Raw genomic sequence first — 16,909 nt, forward strand, 5'->3', positions numbered from 1 at the left:
CGTCCTGGCCTTTTTCAACGCCGGAAGCCGAAAATGCGATTTCCGGCTTCCTCACGTTTTCAATGACTTGCCGTCATTGAAAACGGCGGCGCATCCCCGCGCCGCGGCACAGGCTGCCGAAAAACGGTGTTTTTCAACAGCCTGTTAATCCCCCACGCCCCAGGGCGGCGACTGCAACCAGCGGATCAACTCCCCCGGCGGCATGGGCCGGCTGACGAAGTAGCCCTGCACGACGTCGCAACCCAGATCGGAGAGCATGTCGTAAGTGTCGCGGTCTTCCACCCCTTCCGCCACCACCACCAGGCCGATGTTGTGGGCCAGGTCGATGGTGGAACGGACAATCACCGCGTCATTTTCGTCCACGGTCATGCCCATGACAAAGGACTTGTCGATCTTCAGTTCCGCCACCGGCAGCTGTTTGAGATAGGACAGGGAGGAATAGCCGGTGCCGAAGTCGTCGATGGACAGACGAATGCCCATTTCACCCAGGGTGTTCAAGATGTCCAGGGCCCGCTCCGGGTCCACCATCATGGCAGTCTCGGTGATTTCAAAGCGCAGGCGCGGCAAGGGGCTGTGTTTTTCCCGCAGCAGATTGGAGACTTCCACCGGGAAGGTGTTGTCCTGCAGATTGCGGGCGGAGAGATTCACCGCCACACTGATGTCAATGCCCCATTGCAGCCATTCGCGGCTTTGCTCCAATGCTTCCCTGAGCACCCACAGGGTCACGGTCTTAATCATCCCCGCCTGCTCGGCCAGCGGCACAAAATCATCGGGATACATCAGGCCGTGTTCGGGATGGGACCAGCGCACCAGCGCCTCCACACCGCTGACCCGGCCGGTCTGCAAATTCACTTTGGGCTGGTAATACAGGGTGAGCTGCCCCGCATCCAGGGCCCCGCGCAGCTCGCCCATGAGGGACAGGTTGCGCAGGCTGTGCTGGTCTTTTTCCGGATCGTACACCGCATAGCCGGTCTTGCTGCGCTTGGCTTCGTACATGGCCACGTCGGCGCGTTTCATGAGGGAGGCGCCGTCTTCGCCGTGCAGGGGATAGAGGGCAATGCCCAAGCTGGCGCCGGTGTGAAAGGATTGCCCCTCCAACTCAAAAGGCCGGTCCAAAACGCCCAGCAGCTTGTTGGCAATGTGCACCGCATCCTCTACATCGGCAGCGGGCAGGAGCACGGCGAATTCATCACCGCCGAGGCGGGCGACGGTGTCCGAGTCCCGCAACACGCCCCGCACCCGCGCGGCCACTTCCTGCAAGATCAAATCGCCGTTGGGGTGGCCCAGGGTGTCGTTGATCTCTTTGAAATGATCGAGATCCATAATGATCAGCGCCAGCTCCCGCTGTTCCCGGCGGGCACTGAGCACGGCCTGGCGCAGGCGGTCGGACAAGAGGGTGCGGTTGGGAAGGTCGGTCAGGGCATCGTGCAGGGCCTGATACTCGATGGCCGCCATCTGCTCCTTGCGCTCGGTGATGTCGCGGGCGATACCGATGAAATAGCGCTTGCCGTGCAGGTGCATTTCGCTGATGGCCAGATCCAGCGGAAATTCCTGGCCGTCTTTGCGCAGGCCTGTCACTTCCCGCCCCACGCCCAGGATGCGCGACTGCCCCGTGGCAAAATAACGCCCCAGATAGTGGTTGTGTTCGCTGCGGAAGGGCTCGGGCATGAGCACACCGACGTTTTTGCCGATCAGCTCGCGGGGCTCGTAGCCGAACACGGAAAAGGTGGCGCGGTTGGCAGACTCGATGATACCCTGCTCGTCGATGGTGATGATGGCGTCCACCACATTGTCCATCACCGCCCGGACACGGGTTTCGCTGGCGGCCAGATCATCCTGCATGCGGTTAAAGGCCCCCGCCAGTTCCCCCAGCTCATCCCTGCCCGGCGCGGGCAGGCGGACATCGTGGCGCCCCTCGCCCACGGCGACAATGGCGTCGCGCAAACGGGCCACGGGACCCAGCACACTCACCCGCACCGCCAGCCACATGGCCACCCACAACACCGCCACCAGGATGCCCGCCATGAGCCACAAACGGTTGCGCATGGTTTCCACCCGCCGTTCGGCATCGGCAGTGGAAACGGCGAGCTTCAGCACGCCCCGCAGGGAAGCGTCTTCGTAGCCGTGGCAGGTCAGACACTCCTGCCGCACCGGGATGGGCATGTACACGGTCATCCGGCCTTCGGCGCTCCAATCCACGGACGCCTTGCCTTCCAGGGCCTGGCTGAATATCGGCGAATCCACCTCCACCTGGTGATGGGGGGTCACGGGTTCTCTTTGAAAACGCGGCTGACCCAAAAAGGCGTTGACCGCCTCCACGGTGCTCAGATCGGTGAACGCTTCTTCACCGTTGCGGCGCAGCACTTCGATATCGACAATGCCGGCCTCGCCGTGCATGCGGTCCAGCCAGGAGCGGGCCAGAGTGCCCTGGCCGTTGATCATCAGCGTTTGCAGACTGGCCAGGAGGGTGCTGCCGTGCAGCTGGGCCTGACGCAGCTCCTCCTGCCGCATGGCTTCACTGAGCTGACGCTCCAGCCACAGGCTGGCGGCCACCATCAACACAAACAAAACCGTGGAAATAACAAGGGCCAGACGGGTTCCCAGGCTGGTCATGGAACCGCCTCTAAACCCCGGCGCGGAGGCGCACCCCGAACGGGGCAGAGCAAGCCGTCCGCGCAGGACGCAAACAAAGGCAATGGCGCATAGTTGTGTTGTGCGTGCAGTCGTGCACGTTCCCTCAGGCCCAGCCTATAAATCGGCCCCGGCACGAGTTTCTGGACCGACCCTCCCTGCTCTGCACGCGCTTACCACTGATCGATGCGCGCGACACCTCCGAAACTGCCCACCCACATGCTCCCGTCGGCCGCCTGGGCCATGGAAAAAACATTGTCCGCAAACAAGCCGTCCGCCATGGTGAACACGGAAAAGCCCTTGCCATCGGCATTCAGGCGGGCCAGACCCTTGCTGGTGCCCGCCCACACCCGTCCCAGAGGATCCTTGTACAACATGAAGATGTGATTGGAAGGCAAACCGTCGGCGGTGGTGTAATTGCGCCAGGTGTGGCCGTCAAAGCGGGCCAGGCCGCCCCCCCAGGTGCCACACCAGACGATACCGTCATCGTCCACCACCAGGGAGATAATGTAATTGGGGTTGTAGGCAACATTGATGTTTTGCAGGCCCTGCTCTGCTTTTTGCTGGGCGTGATGGGCCGAGGCGCGGCCGGGGTCGCTGGTGAATTGAATGGATTTTTTCACCACGTCGTAGGAGGCGCCCAGGCCGTCTTCGTGTTGCCAGTGGGTCCACTGTCCGTCCTTGTAGCGGGCCAGACCGTACTCGGTGGCAAACCACATTTCCCCGTCACGGCCTTCATCCAGGGCGTAGACCCAGGGATTGGGCAGGCCGCCACCGGTGTTTTCCACGGTGAAGGTTTCCCAGGCCGCAGGATCGTCCAGCCGACCCCCGCGCACCCGGTTGACACCCGACCAGGTGGCGATCCAGACATCACCGTCGCTGGCCTTGAGCACATCGTACACAAACTGATCCGCCAGGCCGTCGGGAATATTGTAGTTGCGCCAGGTGGACGCGGCGGGATCGAACACCGACAGACCACCGCCGTAAGTGCCCAGCAGCACTTTGTCCCCCAGCTTGCTGACGTGGAAAATGCCGTTGGACAAAATGCCTGGCGTCTGATTGTCGAACATTTCATAGCTGTCCGCTTCGGCATCGTAGCGGATCACACCGCCTGAGGTGCCGATCCACACCACCTTGCCATCAACGTACATGCTCTTGACGTTGCGGCCCCCCACGCGGAAATGCACAAAACGGGACCGGCCCGGCGGCGCCAGCACGGTATTGGGGGGGATGGCGGGATGATCCGCCGGCAGGGCATCCGCCCCCGGGACCGCCCCTTGCGCTGCGGGCGCCGGCGCTGCCGCGACGCCGGCGTCCGGCTTGGCCGCCATTTGCGACAGCCCCACCAAGGCGGCGCCCGCCACCACCAGCAACAGGGCCACGCCCCGATATCCAAGCCTCACGCTGTCAACCTCATTCAATCATCGGCCTATGCGGGCCACGCCACGCCGGGTCCCGACCCAGATATCGCCGCCGGGCGCCGCTGCCACGGCGTACACACTGTCACCGAACAAGCCTTCCCGGCGAGAGAAGGTCTGCCAGGTCTTGCCGTCGTAGTGGGACAGGCCCTTGCGGGTGCCAAACCACCAGTCACCCGCTGCATCCTGGGTCATGCTGAACACGATGTTACTGGCCAGGCCGTCGGCGGTGGTCAGGTTGGTCCACTTCTCGCCATCGAAACGGCTCACACCACCGCCCCAGGTGCCGACCCAAATCGAACCATCGTGGGCGACGGTGACGCAAAAGACGTAATTGGGGTTGTAGCTGGGCTCGCCGTCCACCAGGACAGTCAGATCGTGGCGTGAGCGCGTACCCAGACCGGTGTTGAGGCTGATAGGCAGGTTGTCGGTGTTGGGCGCACCCAAACCGTCCTTGTGGGTCCACGAGGTCCACTGCTCACCGTCAAACATGGACACACCGCCCTCGGTGGCAAACCAGACCCGCTGGTGCGGGTCGATGGCCACCCCATACACCCACTCGTTGACCAGTTCGTCCACATAGTTGGTGAACTGCCCGGTGGCGGGATCCAGATGGCTGGCACCGTACCAGGTGCCTATCCACACCGTATCGTCGCCGGCCTCCGCCAGGGCGTACACCCAGTAGTCGGCCAGGCCATGCATGGGAAAATAAGTTTTCCACTTCCCGTGCCAATAGCGCGACACCCCCCCGCCATTGGTGCCGAACCATTTGCCGCCCTGCCGGTCGACCAGCATGGCGAAGACGTACTCATTGGCCAGGCCCTGCTCACGGGTGAAAGTATTGCGGGGTTCGCGGGTGGGCAAGTCGACTTCGTGCACGCCAACGGAGGTGCCCACCCAGATGCTGTTGTGCTTTTCGTCCACCGCCAGAGACCGCACATAAACCTCAGCGCCCACGCCGAAGGTCTCCAGCACGCGATAAGGGCGCTCCGCGGAGTGGGCGTGGCTGGCGCAAAACAGGGCCGCTGCCACCAACAGAAAGAAATTGTTCTGCTGCAATCTGTTCAACGCAGGGTTCTCAGATAGGAAATGGCATCGAGAATGTCATTGTCCGTAAGCAGGCCCTGATAGGCGGGCATGATGCCCCGTCCCCGCCGGATGAATTTCAACAGCTCGATATCGGATTTCATCAACGGCGCACCACGACTGAAATCGGGCACACCCGGCATGGTGGGCGCACCGTCGCTGCCGTGACACTTGGCGCACTGCGCCTGAAAAACGCGGGCCCCATGGGCGGGATCAGCCGCCTGGACAATGGCGCTGTACAACATGGCGCAACCAAGCAGGGCCGCCATCGGATAAGTTTTACCACGGTGTCGGCTTTGCATAACTCCCCCTCCTCAAAAACAGTGACTCAACGGCCCGCAGCCATGGCGGACAGTGCCCCCCTCTCCCCATGCCAGGCCGCCTCCAAAGCGTTTACGATACGCTCCCCGGCCCAATCCTGTTCCCCCACCATGCGCGCCAGCAACACCCCCTGCGGCGAGATGAAGTAGGTGGCCGGATAGACCGTCAGACCCAGAATGTTGTCCACCACGTGCCATCGGGCATCAATATAATTGGTGTAGCGCACGCCCCGGTCCCGCAGATATTCGCGCACCACCCGCGGGTCATCATCCATAGACAGGCCCACCACGGCGAAGCGCCCGGGGTCCAGCCGCTCGCTCAGCCCCTGCAGGCCGGGCAGCTCCCGCCGGCAGGGCGCGCACCAAGTGGCCCACACATTCAATACCAGAAAGCGCCCCCGCCAGCGGGACAACGGCACCTCCCCGCCGGCCAGGTCGGTGAGCGTCACCGCGGGAAACGGCTCCCCCGGCTGCAGTCGATCGGGTGGCGGCGCTGTGGCTTCACAGGCGGCCAACAGCATCGTCGTCAATGCCACCATGCCGGCAAGACCTGCCGACGCTTTACCCATTGTGCTTTCCTGCCGCGCCACCGCGGGTCCCCCCGCCCACCCGGCTAAGGCACGACGGTGTCGATCACCACATCCACATCGTCGCTGCCCACCGCCACGCCACTCAGGCGGCCTTCCAGATCACCGCTTTGTGCCTGCGCCTGGCCAGACCTGGATATGCGGGCGCCGACGGTCACCTCCGTGTAATTGGAAATCCGCGCCGCGGGCATCATGGCCTGGGAATCGTCCAGCTTGAAGCGCATGGGCAGGTCTTTGGCACGGGCCTTCAAAATGGCTAGGGGCATACCCCCCCCCTGAGGCGCGCGGGCGAACACAAACACCACATCCGCGGGATTCACCCGGCCGGCCAGTTCGGCGCTGATGCTGACCACCCCGGAAACCTGCCCGGCGGCGGCCGCCGCAACCCCGGGCGCCGCCCCCTGGCCCAACAGGCTGCGCGCTTCTTCGACGATACCGGCCACCTGCTGCGCCTCCTCTGAGCCCGGCGGTGCCAGGGCCTGCAGGCGCTCCCAATATTTTAATGCGGTGGCGTAATCACCGCGGTCATAAGCCCCGGTTCCCGCCAGCCACAGGGCTTTTTTGTGATTGGGATCCAGTTCAAGGATGCGCTGCACCACCTGCAGGGGACGGCCGGACAGGCTGCGGTTGTTGCGCAAGGCCAGCACGTCTGCATAGTCCGCCAGGATATCCGGATTGTTGGGCACCAGGGCCAGGGCCTGTTCCAGAGCCTGCTCGGCAGCGGGCAGATTGCCCATGGCCATGTAGGACCGGCCCAGCATCTGCCAGCCCTCCACGTCATTGGGATTGTTTCTCAGGCGGTCGGCCAGAGCCTGGACCATGGCTTCAATCTGATCCCGCGTTACCGCGTGACCGGCCTGCTGGGCTTGTTCTTCGATTTTTGCCACCGCCTCCGGATCCATGGCCTCCGGCGTGCCCCGGACCAGGTACATGATCACCGCCACCACCGGCACCAGAGCCATGATGCCGATGGCCACGGCCCGGCTGGGGGAAGCCGCCGCCGTCTCCGTGGACGCCTCGTCAGACACGTCCTGCAGCAGCCGGCGTTCCAGCTCCACCCGTGCCTCGTCGTATTGTTCCTGCGTCAGCGTGCCGCTACCCAGGTCCGCCTTCAGTTCATCCAATTGATCGCGAATAATCTCGAGATTCGCCTCATCCCGCGCCACGCCGCTGTGCCGCGTGCGCGCCTGCCACAAGGGGGGGATGACGAACAGCAAGGCCGCGGCCACCAACAAGGCCGCGACAAAGAAAAACATGGTCATGCCTGGCCTTCCCCCGTGTCACCGCCCTGAAGCAGCCGTTTGACCCGCTCTTCGTCCCGGGCGGAAATGGTGGCCGGTTCTGTTTCGCCCGCCTGGCGCCGCCGTTTGCGCAAACTCAGCCACAGCGCCGCGCCGCCCGTGATCAGCAATGCAAACGGCGCAAGATACAACCAGAAGGTGGTGGCTTTGAAGGGCGTCCGGTAAAGGATGAAATCGCCATAACGCGCCACCAGGTAGTCCTTCACTTCGCCGTCGCTCATGCCCTGTTTCATCAGGTCCATGATCTTGTTGCGCATGTCGATGGCGAAATCAGAATGGGAATCCGCCAGGGACTGGCCCTGGCATACCAGGCAACGCAGCTCTTTGGACAGCGTCATGACGCGCTCCTGCAGGACCGCATCACCCATCACCGGCGTCGCTTCTTTGGCCAGAACCGGTGTCAGCAGCAGGGCGAACACCAGGCAGCTCATGTATTTCATCCTTTTAACTTCCTCACCAGGGGGAGCAGTTCCTCGCGCATGACCTCTTCCGTCACCGGACCGATGTGCTTGTGGCGAATAATGCCGTCGCGATCGATGATGTAGGTCTCGGGCACGCCGTACACACCGTAATCGATACCCACGTTACCGACAGGATCAAAGGCGGAGCGGGTGTAAGGATTGCCGTAGCGCTCCAACAGGCGCAGGGCGTCTTGCCGCGTGTCTTTGTAATTGAGCCCATAGATGGGCACCTCGCGGGTGGAGGCCAGCTGCATCAGAACAGGAATTTCATCCCGGCAGGGACCGCACCAAGAGGCCCAGACATTGAACACCCACACCCGGCCCTTCAACTCGGCCGGCGAAAAACTGCCCGCCGGATCTTTGAGCAGGCTCAGTTGGAACCCGGGCGCGGCTTTATTGATGAGGGGAGAAGGTATTTCACTGGGCTTTAAGTTGAGCCCGACGTAAAAAAACCCTGCCAGCACGACAAAAACAGCGACAGGAATCAGAAACTTTGCTTTCACGAACCCACCTCCGCCCGGCTCATGGACGGGCTGGGCGCGGGCGCAACCTTGCCACCGGGTGAGGCAGCCACCACCCCACGCGCCCGGCGTTGCTTGCGCGACAAGACGCGGTAGCGCTTGTCGCTGATGGCCAGCAACCCCCCCAAAGCCATCAAGCCGCAGCCCAGCCAGATCCAGGTGACGAAGGGCTTGACATACAAACGCACGCTCCAGGCACCGTTCCCCAGCGGATCACCCAGGGCGACAAAGAGATGACGCAGAAAGCCGCTGTCGATGCCCGCCTCGGTCATGGGCTGGCGCTGCACTTTGTAGACCCGCTTTTCCGGGTACAAGGTGGTGACGGGTTCGTCACTTTGAGTAACGACGAAAATACCCCGCGACGCCTCGTAGTTGGGCCCGCGCACCGCCGTGGCACCGTCAAAGCGGAAGGTGTAGCCGCCCAGTTCCACGCTGTCTCCGATGTCCATGCGCACATCTTTTTCCAGCTCGTAGCCACCTACCAGAGTCACACCAATGATGAAGACCGCCACGCCGAAATGGGCCAGCTGCATGCCCAGATAACTGTTGGGCTGCTTGAACAGGCGTCCCAGCCAGTCGCCCCCGCCGGGGGTCCGCGCCACCCGCTGCCAAACGCCCTGAACGACGGTAAACAACACCCACAAGGCCATCCACAAACCCAAGCTCACCAGCCATGACCAGTGACCCATTACAAAGGGCAGCAGCAAGGCCACCGCAACGGAGGAAGCGAACGCCCATTTCAGGCGCACCGCCAGCTCCGGCACACTGGCGGTCTTCCAGCGCGCCACGGGCCCCACGCCCATGAGAAAGGCCACGAACACCATCTGGAAGACAAACATCGTGTTGAAATAAGGCGCGCCCACGGAAATCTTGTTGGCTTTTTCCATGATGCCCAGGGCGACGAAGGCATCCACGAACAAAGGCGCCAAAGTGCCCAGCAACACGGTGGCGGCGGCCACGGTGAACAAGACATTGTTGGCCAGCAACATGGACTCGCGGGACACCACATCGAACCGCCCCCCCAGACCCACCTTGGGCGCCCGCCAGGCGTACAAGGCCAAAGACCCCCCCACCACAATGACCAGAAAGATCAGGATAAACAGGCCGCGCTGGGGATCGGAGGCAAAGGAATGCACGGAGTTCAAAACCCCGGAGCGCACCAGGAAAGTGCCGAGAAGGCTCAAAGAAAAGGCGCAGATGGCGAGCAACACCGTCCAGCTTTTGAAGCTGCCGCGCTTTTCCGTCACCGCCAGGGAATGAATCAGGGCGGTACCCACCAGCCAGGGCATGAAGGACGCGTTTTCCACCGAATCCCAGAACCACCAGCCGCCCCAGCCCTGCTCGTAATAGGCCCACCAGCTCCCAAGGGCAATGCCGATGGTGAGGAACATCCACGCCACGGTGGTCCAGGGCCGCGACCAGCGGGCCCAGGCGGCGTCCAGCCTGCCTCCCAACAGGGCGGCGATGGCAAAGGCAAAGGCCACGGAGAAACCCACATAACCCATGTACAACATAGGCGGATGGATGGCGAGACCCGGGTCCTGCAACAAGGGGTTCAGATCACGCCCGTCGGGCGCCGCAGGCAGCAGGCGTTCAAAGGGATCGGAAGTGAACAGAATAAAGGAGATGAACCCGACAGACACCAAACCCATCACCCCCACGACGCGCGCCAGCATTTCATCGGGCAGGCGCTTGCTGAACAGGGTCACCGCCACGGTCCACATAGACAGCATCAATATCCACAGCAGCAGCGAACCTTCGTGGCCGCCCCACACTCCGGAAATCCGATACAGCAGCGGCAGATGGGAATTGGACTGCGAGGCCACATACAGAACCGAAAAATCGTTGACAATAAATGAATAAGTCAACGCAGCATAGGCGACGGCGATAAAAGCGAGCTGGCCCTGGGACACCGGCCGGGCCAGGGCCATCCAGGCCGCGTTGCCGCGGGCGGCGCCGATGATGGGCAAAGTCCCCTGGACCGCCGCCAGACACAAGGCCAGAATAAGCGCAAAATGACCGATCTCGGGAATCATCTACTCGCCCCCCACCTGGTTCACGGACAGGGGCAGGGCCCCCTTGTTTTTCCGGGCCTCTTCCAGGGCCTCTGCCACCTCCGGCGGCATATAGGTTTCGTCGTGTTTGGCCAGCACCTCCTCGGCATGGAACACGCCGTCAGGTCCCATGCGGCCCATGGCCACCACGCCCTCACCCTCCTTGAACAAATCGGGAAGAATGCCGGTATAAGTCACTTTGATGTTTTGCGCCCGATCGGTGACGACAAAACCCACGGTGATGCCGTCTTCCTGGCGCTGGACACTGTTTTCCAGCACCAGCCCCCCTAAGCGGAAGTTCCGATCCGCGGGCGCTTCGCCCGCCACCAGTTGCGACGGGCTGAAGAAAAAAACAAGATTGCTCTTGAAAGCCTGCAGCACCAGGGCGGCGCCTACTCCAAGGCCCGCCAGGCCCACCACCACAAAGACCAGGCGTTTATGTCTGGGTTTCATGTTCCACCTCTCCGCACATGCGTATCATACGACCCAGGCGCCGGGTGAGAGTTCGCCTGCGCAGCGCGAGCAACACCACCTCGCCGATCATGAACAAGGCCGTCACACCATAAGCACCCCATACGTAAAACCCGTGGCCGCCCATGGCGAAAAACTCACCCCAACTGCCCCAGTTCATTTACCCTCCTTTAAGGCCGCCACCACCCACTCGCTGTTGCGCTCGGCTTCGAGAATCTCGCAGCGTACCCGGGCCAGAACCACGGCAATGGTATACATCCAGAAAGCGAACACCATGATCACCATGCTGGTCAGCATGGTGGCCTCCATGGTGGTGCCGCTGGACACGGTAATGGACGCGCCTTGGTGCAGCGTGTTCCACCATTCCACCGACTTGTAGATGATGGGCACATTGATCACCCCCACGATGGCCAGCAGACCGCTGGCCCGGGCCGCGCGGCGGGGATCGTCAATGGCCGCCCGCAAAGACATGAAACCGACATACAAAAACAATAAGATCAGTTCGGAGGTCAGCCGCGCATCCCATACCCACCAGGCACCCCACATGGGCTTGCCCCACAGCGCCCCGGTCCACAAGGCGAGAAAGGTGAACATGGCGCCGGTGGGTGCCAGGGCATAGGCCATCAGGGAAGACAAGCGGGTGTTCAGGACCAGGCCGACGCCGGCCCACACGGCCATGACCACGTAGATAAACATGGACATCCACGCCGCCGGCACGTGAATGAACATGATGCGGTAACCCTCGCCCTGCTTGTAATCGGTGGGCGCCACGAAAAAGCCCAGATACAACCCCGCAGCCGTGAGAATCACGGCCAGAATGGCGAAGTAGGGAATCATTTTCCCGGCCAGGGGATAAAACGAAGCCGGCGACGAAAACTTGAAAAAACTCATCCCGCGTCCCAGTTATTCAATGGATATTCTGAGCGCCCAGCCCACCACCGGCGGGCCCAGCACCAGGGCCGGCGCCAGAAACGCGCCCAACAGTTGCAGATGGGCCAGGGGATCCAGCCCCGTGGCCACCGCGTCCACCGCCCCGGCGCCGAAAATCAACACCGGCACGTACAAGGGCAGCACCAGCAAAGACACCAGTACCCCGCCCCCACGCAGCCCCAGGGTCAGCGCCGCACCCACGGCACCGATCAGACTCAGCACCGGCGTGCCCAGCAACAAGGCCACCACCAGAATCAGCAGGGCGTCAGCGCTGAGGCCGTACTGAATCCCCATCACGGGCGCGATGGCCACCAGGGGCAGGCCGCTCAGCAGCCAATGAGCAACAATTTTTCCCAACACCACTATCCCGAGCGGCTGAGGCGCCAGTACCAACTGCTCCAACGTGCCATCCATGTAATCCGCCGAAAACAGCCGGTTCAGCGACAACATGGAGGCCAGCAGCGCCGCCACCCACACCACGCCGGGGCCGATCACCTGCAGGGTGTTGGTCTCCGGGCCTATACCCAAGGGAAACAGGCTCACCACAATGACGAAAAAAAACAGCGTGGTCAGCACATCCGCCCGCCGCCGCAGGGCCAGGGTGATGTCGCGCTTGATCACGCAGCTCAGCGCCGCCCACACCGGTGTTATTCCCCCAGACGCACGTGCCGCACCGAGCGGTCGGTGATGGCCACTTCCTGATGGGTGGTCAACACCACCATCCCCCCAGTATCCAAATGCTCACTGAACACCGCCTGAACCGTGCCCACGGTCTTCACGTCCAGGGCGTTGAAGGGTTCATCCACGATCCACAAACGGGCCCCGGCCAACAGCAGACGGGCCAGGGCCGCACGGCGTTTCTGGCCCTGGGACAGCACTTTGCCGGGCAGTTCCGCGCAAGCCTTCAGCCCCAGACGCCCGATGGCGTCGAAAGCGCGGTCCTCACTGTCCCGCACGCCGGCGAGCGCGGCGGAAATCAGCAAATTCTCCAGGGTACTCAGTTCGTCCTTGATGCCGTTCAAATGGCCGATGTAGGCCATTTCCCGGTAATAGTCCTCGCGCAGACGGCGGATGTTCTCACCGCCCCAGCGGACTTCGCCGTCCTCGGGCAGCACCAAACCGCTCAGGGTACGCAGCAACGTGGTCTTGCCCGCCCCGTTGGGGCCGTGAACGTAAAGCAGCTCGCCCGCTTCCAGGGAAAAATTCAGACCTTCGAACAAACGGCGGTCACCGCGCACGCAGGCGAGATCCAATACCTCCAGCATTCAAAAACCCGGACCGGTGGCGAAAATAGCCCGAGAGTATAGCAAGGCCCGCCCGGGCCGGCCTAGTGCGACGGGGCGGCCCGCCTGCATTTCGCCTCGTTTTGGTCTGGCCACTCCCCTGGCTCCCCCGGACCGTGCCCTTCACCGCTCCAACACCAAGCGAAAACCGTTGCTGGCATCGTCCAGGTGGGGTGCGTAACTGCCCCGCACAGCGGAACGGGCATACTCCAAGGGGCTGTTCCAGCCGCCGCCGCGCACCATGCGCTGGCTGCAGTCACCGCCCGGCCAGTTCCGGGCATCGGGCGGCGCCCCCTGGTAGTTCTCATGATAACAGTCCTGCACCCATTCCCACACGTTGCCGTAAACGTCGTACAAGCCCCAGGGATTGGGCAGGGCCCGCCCCACGGGCCGGGTACCGATGTTCTCGCTGGTCTGGCCAAACCAGGCGTACCGGGGCAGCAGATCGGGATCGTCGCCGAAAAACCAGCGTCCTGCGCCGCCGGCGCGGGCGGCGTACTCCCATTCCGCCTCGGTGGGCAGGCGGTAACGCCGCCCCCCCTCGCGCTGATTCAGCGCCTGAATGAAGGACTGCACATCAAGCCAGGTCACCCGGTCCACCGGCCGCTGGGGGTGACGAAACAGACTGGGGTTGCCCCCCATCACCGCCTCCCACTGAGCCTGGGTGATCTCGTATCGGGACATCAAAAAGGGCTGCACATGCACCTCGTGGGCGGGCTGCTCGCCAGGATCACCCCCCGGCGGGCTGCCCATCGTAAAGGTGCCGCCGGGTATGGCCACGAATTCGATTCCCACAGAATCGGTAAACACCGCCCCCTGCCCCCCGGCCGGTTCCCGCGGCGCCTTCTGCTCCACCGTCAGCAGCAAAACCAGCGCCAGCAGCAGCACCGCCGCCACCGGCGCCACCACGCCCATCCAGGCCCTGCCTCCAAGGCCCTCAACATTCATCAGCCGCAAACCCCCAGTACACACCAGCTTTGAAAAAACTACGCGCCTTATCAAAACCACGCGGGGGAGCTGTGACAAGGCCCGACCCCTCCCCCGCCGTCATCCACGCCCCCATGCTCAACCCTCCCCCGCTCGCTGTTCGACACACGCCCCCGGCGCGGAATGTACTATCATAACGCGCCCCGACGAATGTCCGCCAATCACTGGAAAACCATGGAAAATCGCGACACTATCGCCCAGATCCAATCACTCCGGCAGCAGATTCAAACCGTCATCGTCGGCCAGGAGACCCTGATCGACCGCCTGCTGGTCAGCCTGCTCAGCGCCGGACATTTGCTGGTGGAGGGCCTGCCGGGCCTGGCCAAAACCACCGCCGTCCACACCCTGGCCGACGGGCTGGCGCTGGCCTTCCAGCGCATCCAGTTCACCCCGGACATGATCCCCGGCGACATCACGGGCACGGACATCTTCGTTCCCGGCGAGGGCCGCTTCCGCTTCGTCGAAGGCCCGCTGTTTCACGACATCATTCTGGCCGATGAGATCAACCGCGCCCCGCCCAAGGTGCAAAGCGCCCTCTTGGAAGCCATGCAGGAAGGCCAGGTCACCGTGGGCGGCACCACCCGGCCGCTCACCCCCGTGTTCATGGTCATGGCCACCCAAAACCCCATCGAGCAGGAAGGCACCTACCCCCTGCCCGAGGCCCAGCTCGACCGTTTCATGATGAAAGTGAATCTGGACTTCCCCAGCGCCGCGGACGAGCTGGAAGTATTGCGCCGGGAAACCGCCCGTCTCCAGGGGAAGGCCCCGGTCAAACCCGAGGCCGTGCTCCATGCCGATGATCTGCTGGCCGCACGCCGGGCCGTCAACAAAATCTATATGGACCCCATGGTGGAACGCTACATCGTCACCCTGGTGGGCGCCACCCGCGACCCAAAAGCCTGGGACGAGCAAGCGGCCACCTGGTTCGACCGCGGCGCCTCCCCCCGCGCCACCCTCGCCCTCGCCCGCGGCGCCCGCGCCCATGCCCTGCTGGCCGGACGCGATTTTGTCGAACCGGGGGACGTGCTGGAACTGGCACCGGACGTGTTGCAGCACCGGGTGGGCCTCAGCTTCAGCGCCCGGGCGGAAGGGCTGGGGGCGGTGGCGGCAGTGCAGCGCCTGCTGGACTGTGTGCCGGTGCCGTAGGGAAAAACCCCATGTCCGCCCTCCTGCTCAGCACCGCCGACCTGGAGCAGCTCCACAGCCTCACCCTGGCCTGGCGCCGGGCGCAGGGCCGGGCGGGCAGCCGCTTTGCCGGTCCGGCGCCGTCGCTGTACCGGGGGCGGGGGATGGAACTCAAAGACATGCGCCCCTACCAGGCCGGCGATGACGTGCGCCACATGGACTGGCGCGCCACCGCCCGCAGCGGCCGGCCCATGACCAAGGTCTTTCACGAAGAGCGGCAGCGGCTGCTGCACCTGGTGGTGGACCGGCGGCCCGCCATGTTCTTCGGCACCCGGGGGGAATTGAAAGCAGCGCGGGCGGCGCGGGCAGCGGCCTTGCTGGCCTTCTCAGCCCTGGCGCAACAGGAGCGGGTAAGCGGTGTAACCGTGGAAGCCGGCGGCGCCCGCCCCTTCCCGCCGGCGCGGGAGCTGGGGACGGTGCTGCGCCTGCTGCAAGCCTGCGCCGCCCCCGCCGCCGCCACCGGGGCACCCGCCCCCACCCTGGCGCAGGCCCTCAGCGGCGCAGAACGGGCGCTGGAAAAAGGCGCCACACTGTGCCTGCTCAGCGACTTCTGGTCCGAAGGCCCGGCCCTGCTGGACCGCCTCAAAGCCCTGCGGGAACGCTACCCCATCACCGCCCTGCAGCTGCTGGATCCCGCTGACGAACAGCTGCCCGACGCCGGCCTGCTGCGCCTGCGCGCACCGGACAGCGCCGCCGTTCATCTCATCGACAGCAGCAACGCCACCCTGCGCGCGGCCTACGCCGCCGCCATGAAGGAACGCCGCGAGGCGCTGACGCAGCGTTTCCACCGCATCGGCGTGCACTGGCGGCCTTTGCGCACAGACCGGGACATGCTGAAACAGATGGAAACCCTGCCGTGACATCGCAAACCCCGCGCCACCTCCCTTGGTCCCCGCTTTGGCAAAGAGGGGAACCGGGAAGTCTCTTCCCAGGGCGGGACCAAGGACAGCCATGAACCGCGACCAGCTACTCACCCGCCTGGCGGACATCACCCCGCCACCGGCGCCGGACTGGACACCGTGGCTGCTGGGCGGCGGCACTGCCCTGGCCGCGCTCGTCATCCTCGCGGGGACGGCCTGGTGGCTGCGGCACCGGCCCGCCCGCACCCCGCCGGCGCCCGCCGCCCAGGCCCTGGCGCGGCTGGACGAATTGGAGACCCGCTGGCGCAAGGGAGAGGTGCCTCACCGGGAGGCCGCCTACCGCCTGGCCACCTTGCTGCGCCTGGGCCTGGGCCGCATTGCGCTGACAGCGGCCGCCCCCCCGGCGGGTGCGGCGGCAGAACCCTGGCGTCAGACCTTGCTCCAACTCGATACCGCCCGCTACCATCCGTCGCCACCGGCGCTGCCGGCGGAAGTGTTCGCCCACGCCCGCCGGTACTTGCAGGCCACGGACCGCGCCACCACGCAGCCCGCCCCGGCCGCCCCCCGCAGCGGGTCAGGATGAGGAACGGCATGCAGATGGCTTTTTTTCAAACCGAACCCTTGGCCTTCCACTCCAGGAGGACGGGGCCGTGAACCTCCACTTCGCCGCGCTTTTCTGGCTGCCCGCCCTGCCCCTGCCCTGGCTGCTGGCGGCCTGGGCCGCGCGGCGCCAGGACGGGAGCAGGCAGCGGGCCGCCCTGCTGCACCCCCACGCCGCGCTGCTGACCCAACTGGCGGGGGGGGCCCCCCCCCC

18 protein-coding genes are annotated in these 16,909 nt (G+C 64.2%); 3 read left to right on the top strand and 15 right to left on the bottom strand.

Translation table 11 applies throughout. The annotated features are described in order from the left end of the window. Positions 1-144: 144 nt before the first annotated feature. The 15 genes from ENJ19_07070 to ENJ19_07140 all read right to left on the bottom strand — a co-directional run bounded on the left by ENJ19_07070 (position 145) and on the right by ENJ19_07140 (position 14,011). Complete coding sequence (locus ENJ19_07070; protein HHM05488.1) at positions 145-2,613, bottom strand: EAL domain-containing protein; 2,469 nt, start codon at positions 2,611-2,613, stop codon at positions 145-147. 191 nt (positions 2,614-2,804) lie between these two features. Further along, positions 2,805-3,962, bottom strand: coding sequence for a regulator (locus tag ENJ19_07075; protein HHM05489.1), 1,158 nt, complete (start codon positions 3,960-3,962; stop codon positions 2,805-2,807). A 90-nt stretch (positions 3,963-4,052) separates the two neighbouring features. Further along, a complete protein-coding gene (locus ENJ19_07080; GenBank protein HHM05490.1) occupies positions 4,053-5,117 on the bottom strand; it encodes a regulator in 1,065 nt (354 codons plus the stop codon). After that, positions 5,114-5,437: a cytochrome c gene (locus tag ENJ19_07085; protein ID HHM05491.1), complete on the bottom strand. Its 324-nt coding sequence runs from the start codon at positions 5,435-5,437 to the stop codon at positions 5,114-5,116. The genes ENJ19_07080 and ENJ19_07085 overlap by 4 nt, the downstream gene beginning before the upstream one ends. 26 nt (positions 5,438-5,463) lie before the next feature. Next, positions 5,464-6,024: a TlpA family protein disulfide reductase gene (locus ENJ19_07090; GenBank protein ID HHM05492.1), complete on the bottom strand. Its 561-nt coding sequence runs from the start codon at positions 6,022-6,024 to the stop codon at positions 5,464-5,466. A gap of 44 nt (positions 6,025-6,068) precedes the next feature. Further along, on the bottom strand, positions 6,069-7,304 hold the full coding sequence (gene ccmI, locus ENJ19_07095; protein HHM05493.1) for a c-type cytochrome biogenesis protein CcmI: 1,236 nt from the start codon (positions 7,302-7,304) through the stop codon (positions 6,069-6,071). Beyond that, positions 7,301-7,783 (bottom strand): cytochrome c-type biogenesis protein CcmH, encoded by a 483-nt coding sequence (locus tag ENJ19_07100; protein ID HHM05494.1) that lies wholly within the window; start codon positions 7,781-7,783, stop codon positions 7,301-7,303. The genes ccmI and ENJ19_07100 overlap by 4 nt, the downstream gene beginning before the upstream one ends. Then, entirely contained in the window at positions 7,780-8,307 is a 528-nt protein-coding gene (locus ENJ19_07105; GenBank protein HHM05495.1) for a DsbE family thiol:disulfide interchange protein, read from the bottom strand. Before ENJ19_07105 ends, ENJ19_07100 begins: the two co-directional genes overlap by 4 nt. Next, complete coding sequence (locus ENJ19_07110) at positions 8,304-10,361, bottom strand: heme lyase CcmF/NrfE family subunit (protein HHM05496.1); 2,058 nt, start codon at positions 10,359-10,361, stop codon at positions 8,304-8,306. The genes ENJ19_07105 and ENJ19_07110 overlap by 4 nt, the downstream gene beginning before the upstream one ends. Next, positions 10,362-10,832 carry a cytochrome c maturation protein CcmE gene (gene ccmE, locus ENJ19_07115; protein HHM05497.1) on the bottom strand — a complete coding sequence of 157 codons (471 nt, stop codon included), beginning with the start codon at positions 10,830-10,832 and terminating at the stop codon, positions 10,362-10,364. Beyond that, positions 10,816-11,010, bottom strand: a complete 195-nt coding sequence (gene ccmD / locus ENJ19_07120) for a heme exporter protein CcmD (GenBank protein HHM05498.1) — start codon at positions 11,008-11,010, stop codon at positions 10,816-10,818. Before ccmD ends, ccmE begins: the two co-directional genes overlap by 17 nt. Then, positions 11,007-11,741: a heme ABC transporter permease gene (locus ENJ19_07125; protein ID HHM05499.1), complete on the bottom strand. Its 735-nt coding sequence runs from the start codon at positions 11,739-11,741 to the stop codon at positions 11,007-11,009. Before ENJ19_07125 ends, ccmD begins: the two co-directional genes overlap by 4 nt. Positions 11,742-11,753: 12 nt before the next feature. Next, entirely contained in the window at positions 11,754-12,422 is a 669-nt protein-coding gene (gene ccmB, locus ENJ19_07130; GenBank protein HHM05500.1) for a heme exporter protein CcmB, read from the bottom strand. Positions 12,423-12,427: 5 nt separating this feature from the next. Next, complete coding sequence (ccmA, locus tag ENJ19_07135) at positions 12,428-13,045, bottom strand: cytochrome c biogenesis heme-transporting ATPase CcmA (GenBank protein HHM05501.1); 618 nt, start codon at positions 13,043-13,045, stop codon at positions 12,428-12,430. 141 nt (positions 13,046-13,186) lie between these two features. Then, positions 13,187-14,011: a formylglycine-generating enzyme family protein gene (locus ENJ19_07140; GenBank protein HHM05502.1), complete on the bottom strand. Its 825-nt coding sequence runs from the start codon at positions 14,009-14,011 to the stop codon at positions 13,187-13,189. A 213-nt stretch (positions 14,012-14,224) separates the two neighbouring features. On the opposite strand from ENJ19_07140, the gene ENJ19_07145 reads away from it, so the two are divergent. The 3 genes from ENJ19_07145 to ENJ19_07155 all read left to right on the top strand — a co-directional run bounded on the left by ENJ19_07145 (position 14,225) and on the right by ENJ19_07155 (position 16,678). After that, the gene (locus tag ENJ19_07145) at positions 14,225-15,196 is read left to right on the top strand and encodes a MoxR family ATPase (GenBank protein HHM05503.1); all 972 of its coding nucleotides are present in this window, start codon (positions 14,225-14,227) and stop codon (positions 15,194-15,196) included. A gap of 11 nt (positions 15,197-15,207) precedes the next feature. Further along, positions 15,208-16,095 (top strand): DUF58 domain-containing protein, encoded by an 888-nt coding sequence (locus ENJ19_07150; GenBank protein ID HHM05504.1) that lies wholly within the window; start codon positions 15,208-15,210, stop codon positions 16,093-16,095. Positions 16,096-16,186: 91 nt separating this feature from the next. Continuing rightward, positions 16,187-16,678, top strand: coding sequence for a hypothetical protein (locus tag ENJ19_07155; protein HHM05505.1), 492 nt, complete (start codon positions 16,187-16,189; stop codon positions 16,676-16,678). Positions 16,679-16,909 lie beyond the last annotated feature (231 nt).

Source organism: Gammaproteobacteria bacterium (assembly GCA_011375345.1).
GTDB lineage: Bacteria > Pseudomonadota > Gammaproteobacteria > DRLM01 > DRLM01 > DRLM01.

Excerpts from the sequence above, each read along its gene's own strand:
- ENJ19_07070 (HHM05488.1), bottom strand. The coding sequence starts at position 2,613 with ATGACCAGCCTGGGAACCCGTCTGGCCCTTGTTATTTCCACGGTTTTG.
- ENJ19_07075 (HHM05489.1), bottom strand. The coding sequence starts at position 3,962 with ATGGCGGCCAAGCCGGACGCCGGCGTCGCGGCAGCGCCGGCGCCCGCA.
- ENJ19_07085 (HHM05491.1), bottom strand. The coding sequence starts at position 5,437 with ATGCAAAGCCGACACCGTGGTAAAACTTATCCGATGGCGGCCCTGCTT.
- ENJ19_07090 (HHM05492.1), bottom strand. The coding sequence starts at position 6,024 with ATGGGTAAAGCGTCGGCAGGTCTTGCCGGCATGGTGGCATTGACGACG.
- ccmI (HHM05493.1), bottom strand. The coding sequence starts at position 7,304 with ATGACCATGTTTTTCTTTGTCGCGGCCTTGTTGGTGGCCGCGGCCTTG.
- ENJ19_07100 (HHM05494.1), bottom strand. The coding sequence starts at position 7,783 with ATGAAATACATGAGCTGCCTGGTGTTCGCCCTGCTGCTGACACCGGTT.
- ENJ19_07110 (HHM05496.1), bottom strand. The coding sequence starts at position 10,361 with ATGATTCCCGAGATCGGTCATTTTGCGCTTATTCTGGCCTTGTGTCTG.
- ccmE (HHM05497.1), bottom strand. The coding sequence starts at position 10,832 with ATGAAACCCAGACATAAACGCCTGGTCTTTGTGGTGGTGGGCCTGGCG.
- ccmD (HHM05498.1), bottom strand. The coding sequence starts at position 11,010 with ATGAACTGGGGCAGTTGGGGTGAGTTTTTCGCCATGGGCGGCCACGGG.
- ENJ19_07125 (HHM05499.1), bottom strand. The coding sequence starts at position 11,741 with ATGAGTTTTTTCAAGTTTTCGTCGCCGGCTTCGTTTTATCCCCTGGCC.
- ccmA (HHM05501.1), bottom strand. The coding sequence starts at position 13,045 with ATGCTGGAGGTATTGGATCTCGCCTGCGTGCGCGGTGACCGCCGTTTG.
- ENJ19_07140 (HHM05502.1), bottom strand. The coding sequence starts at position 14,011 with ATGAATGTTGAGGGCCTTGGAGGCAGGGCCTGGATGGGCGTGGTGGCG.
- ENJ19_07145 (HHM05503.1), top strand. The coding sequence starts at position 14,225 with ATGGAAAATCGCGACACTATCGCCCAGATCCAATCACTCCGGCAGCAG.
- ENJ19_07150 (HHM05504.1), top strand. The coding sequence starts at position 15,208 with ATGTCCGCCCTCCTGCTCAGCACCGCCGACCTGGAGCAGCTCCACAGC.
- ENJ19_07155 (HHM05505.1), top strand. The coding sequence starts at position 16,187 with ATGAACCGCGACCAGCTACTCACCCGCCTGGCGGACATCACCCCGCCA.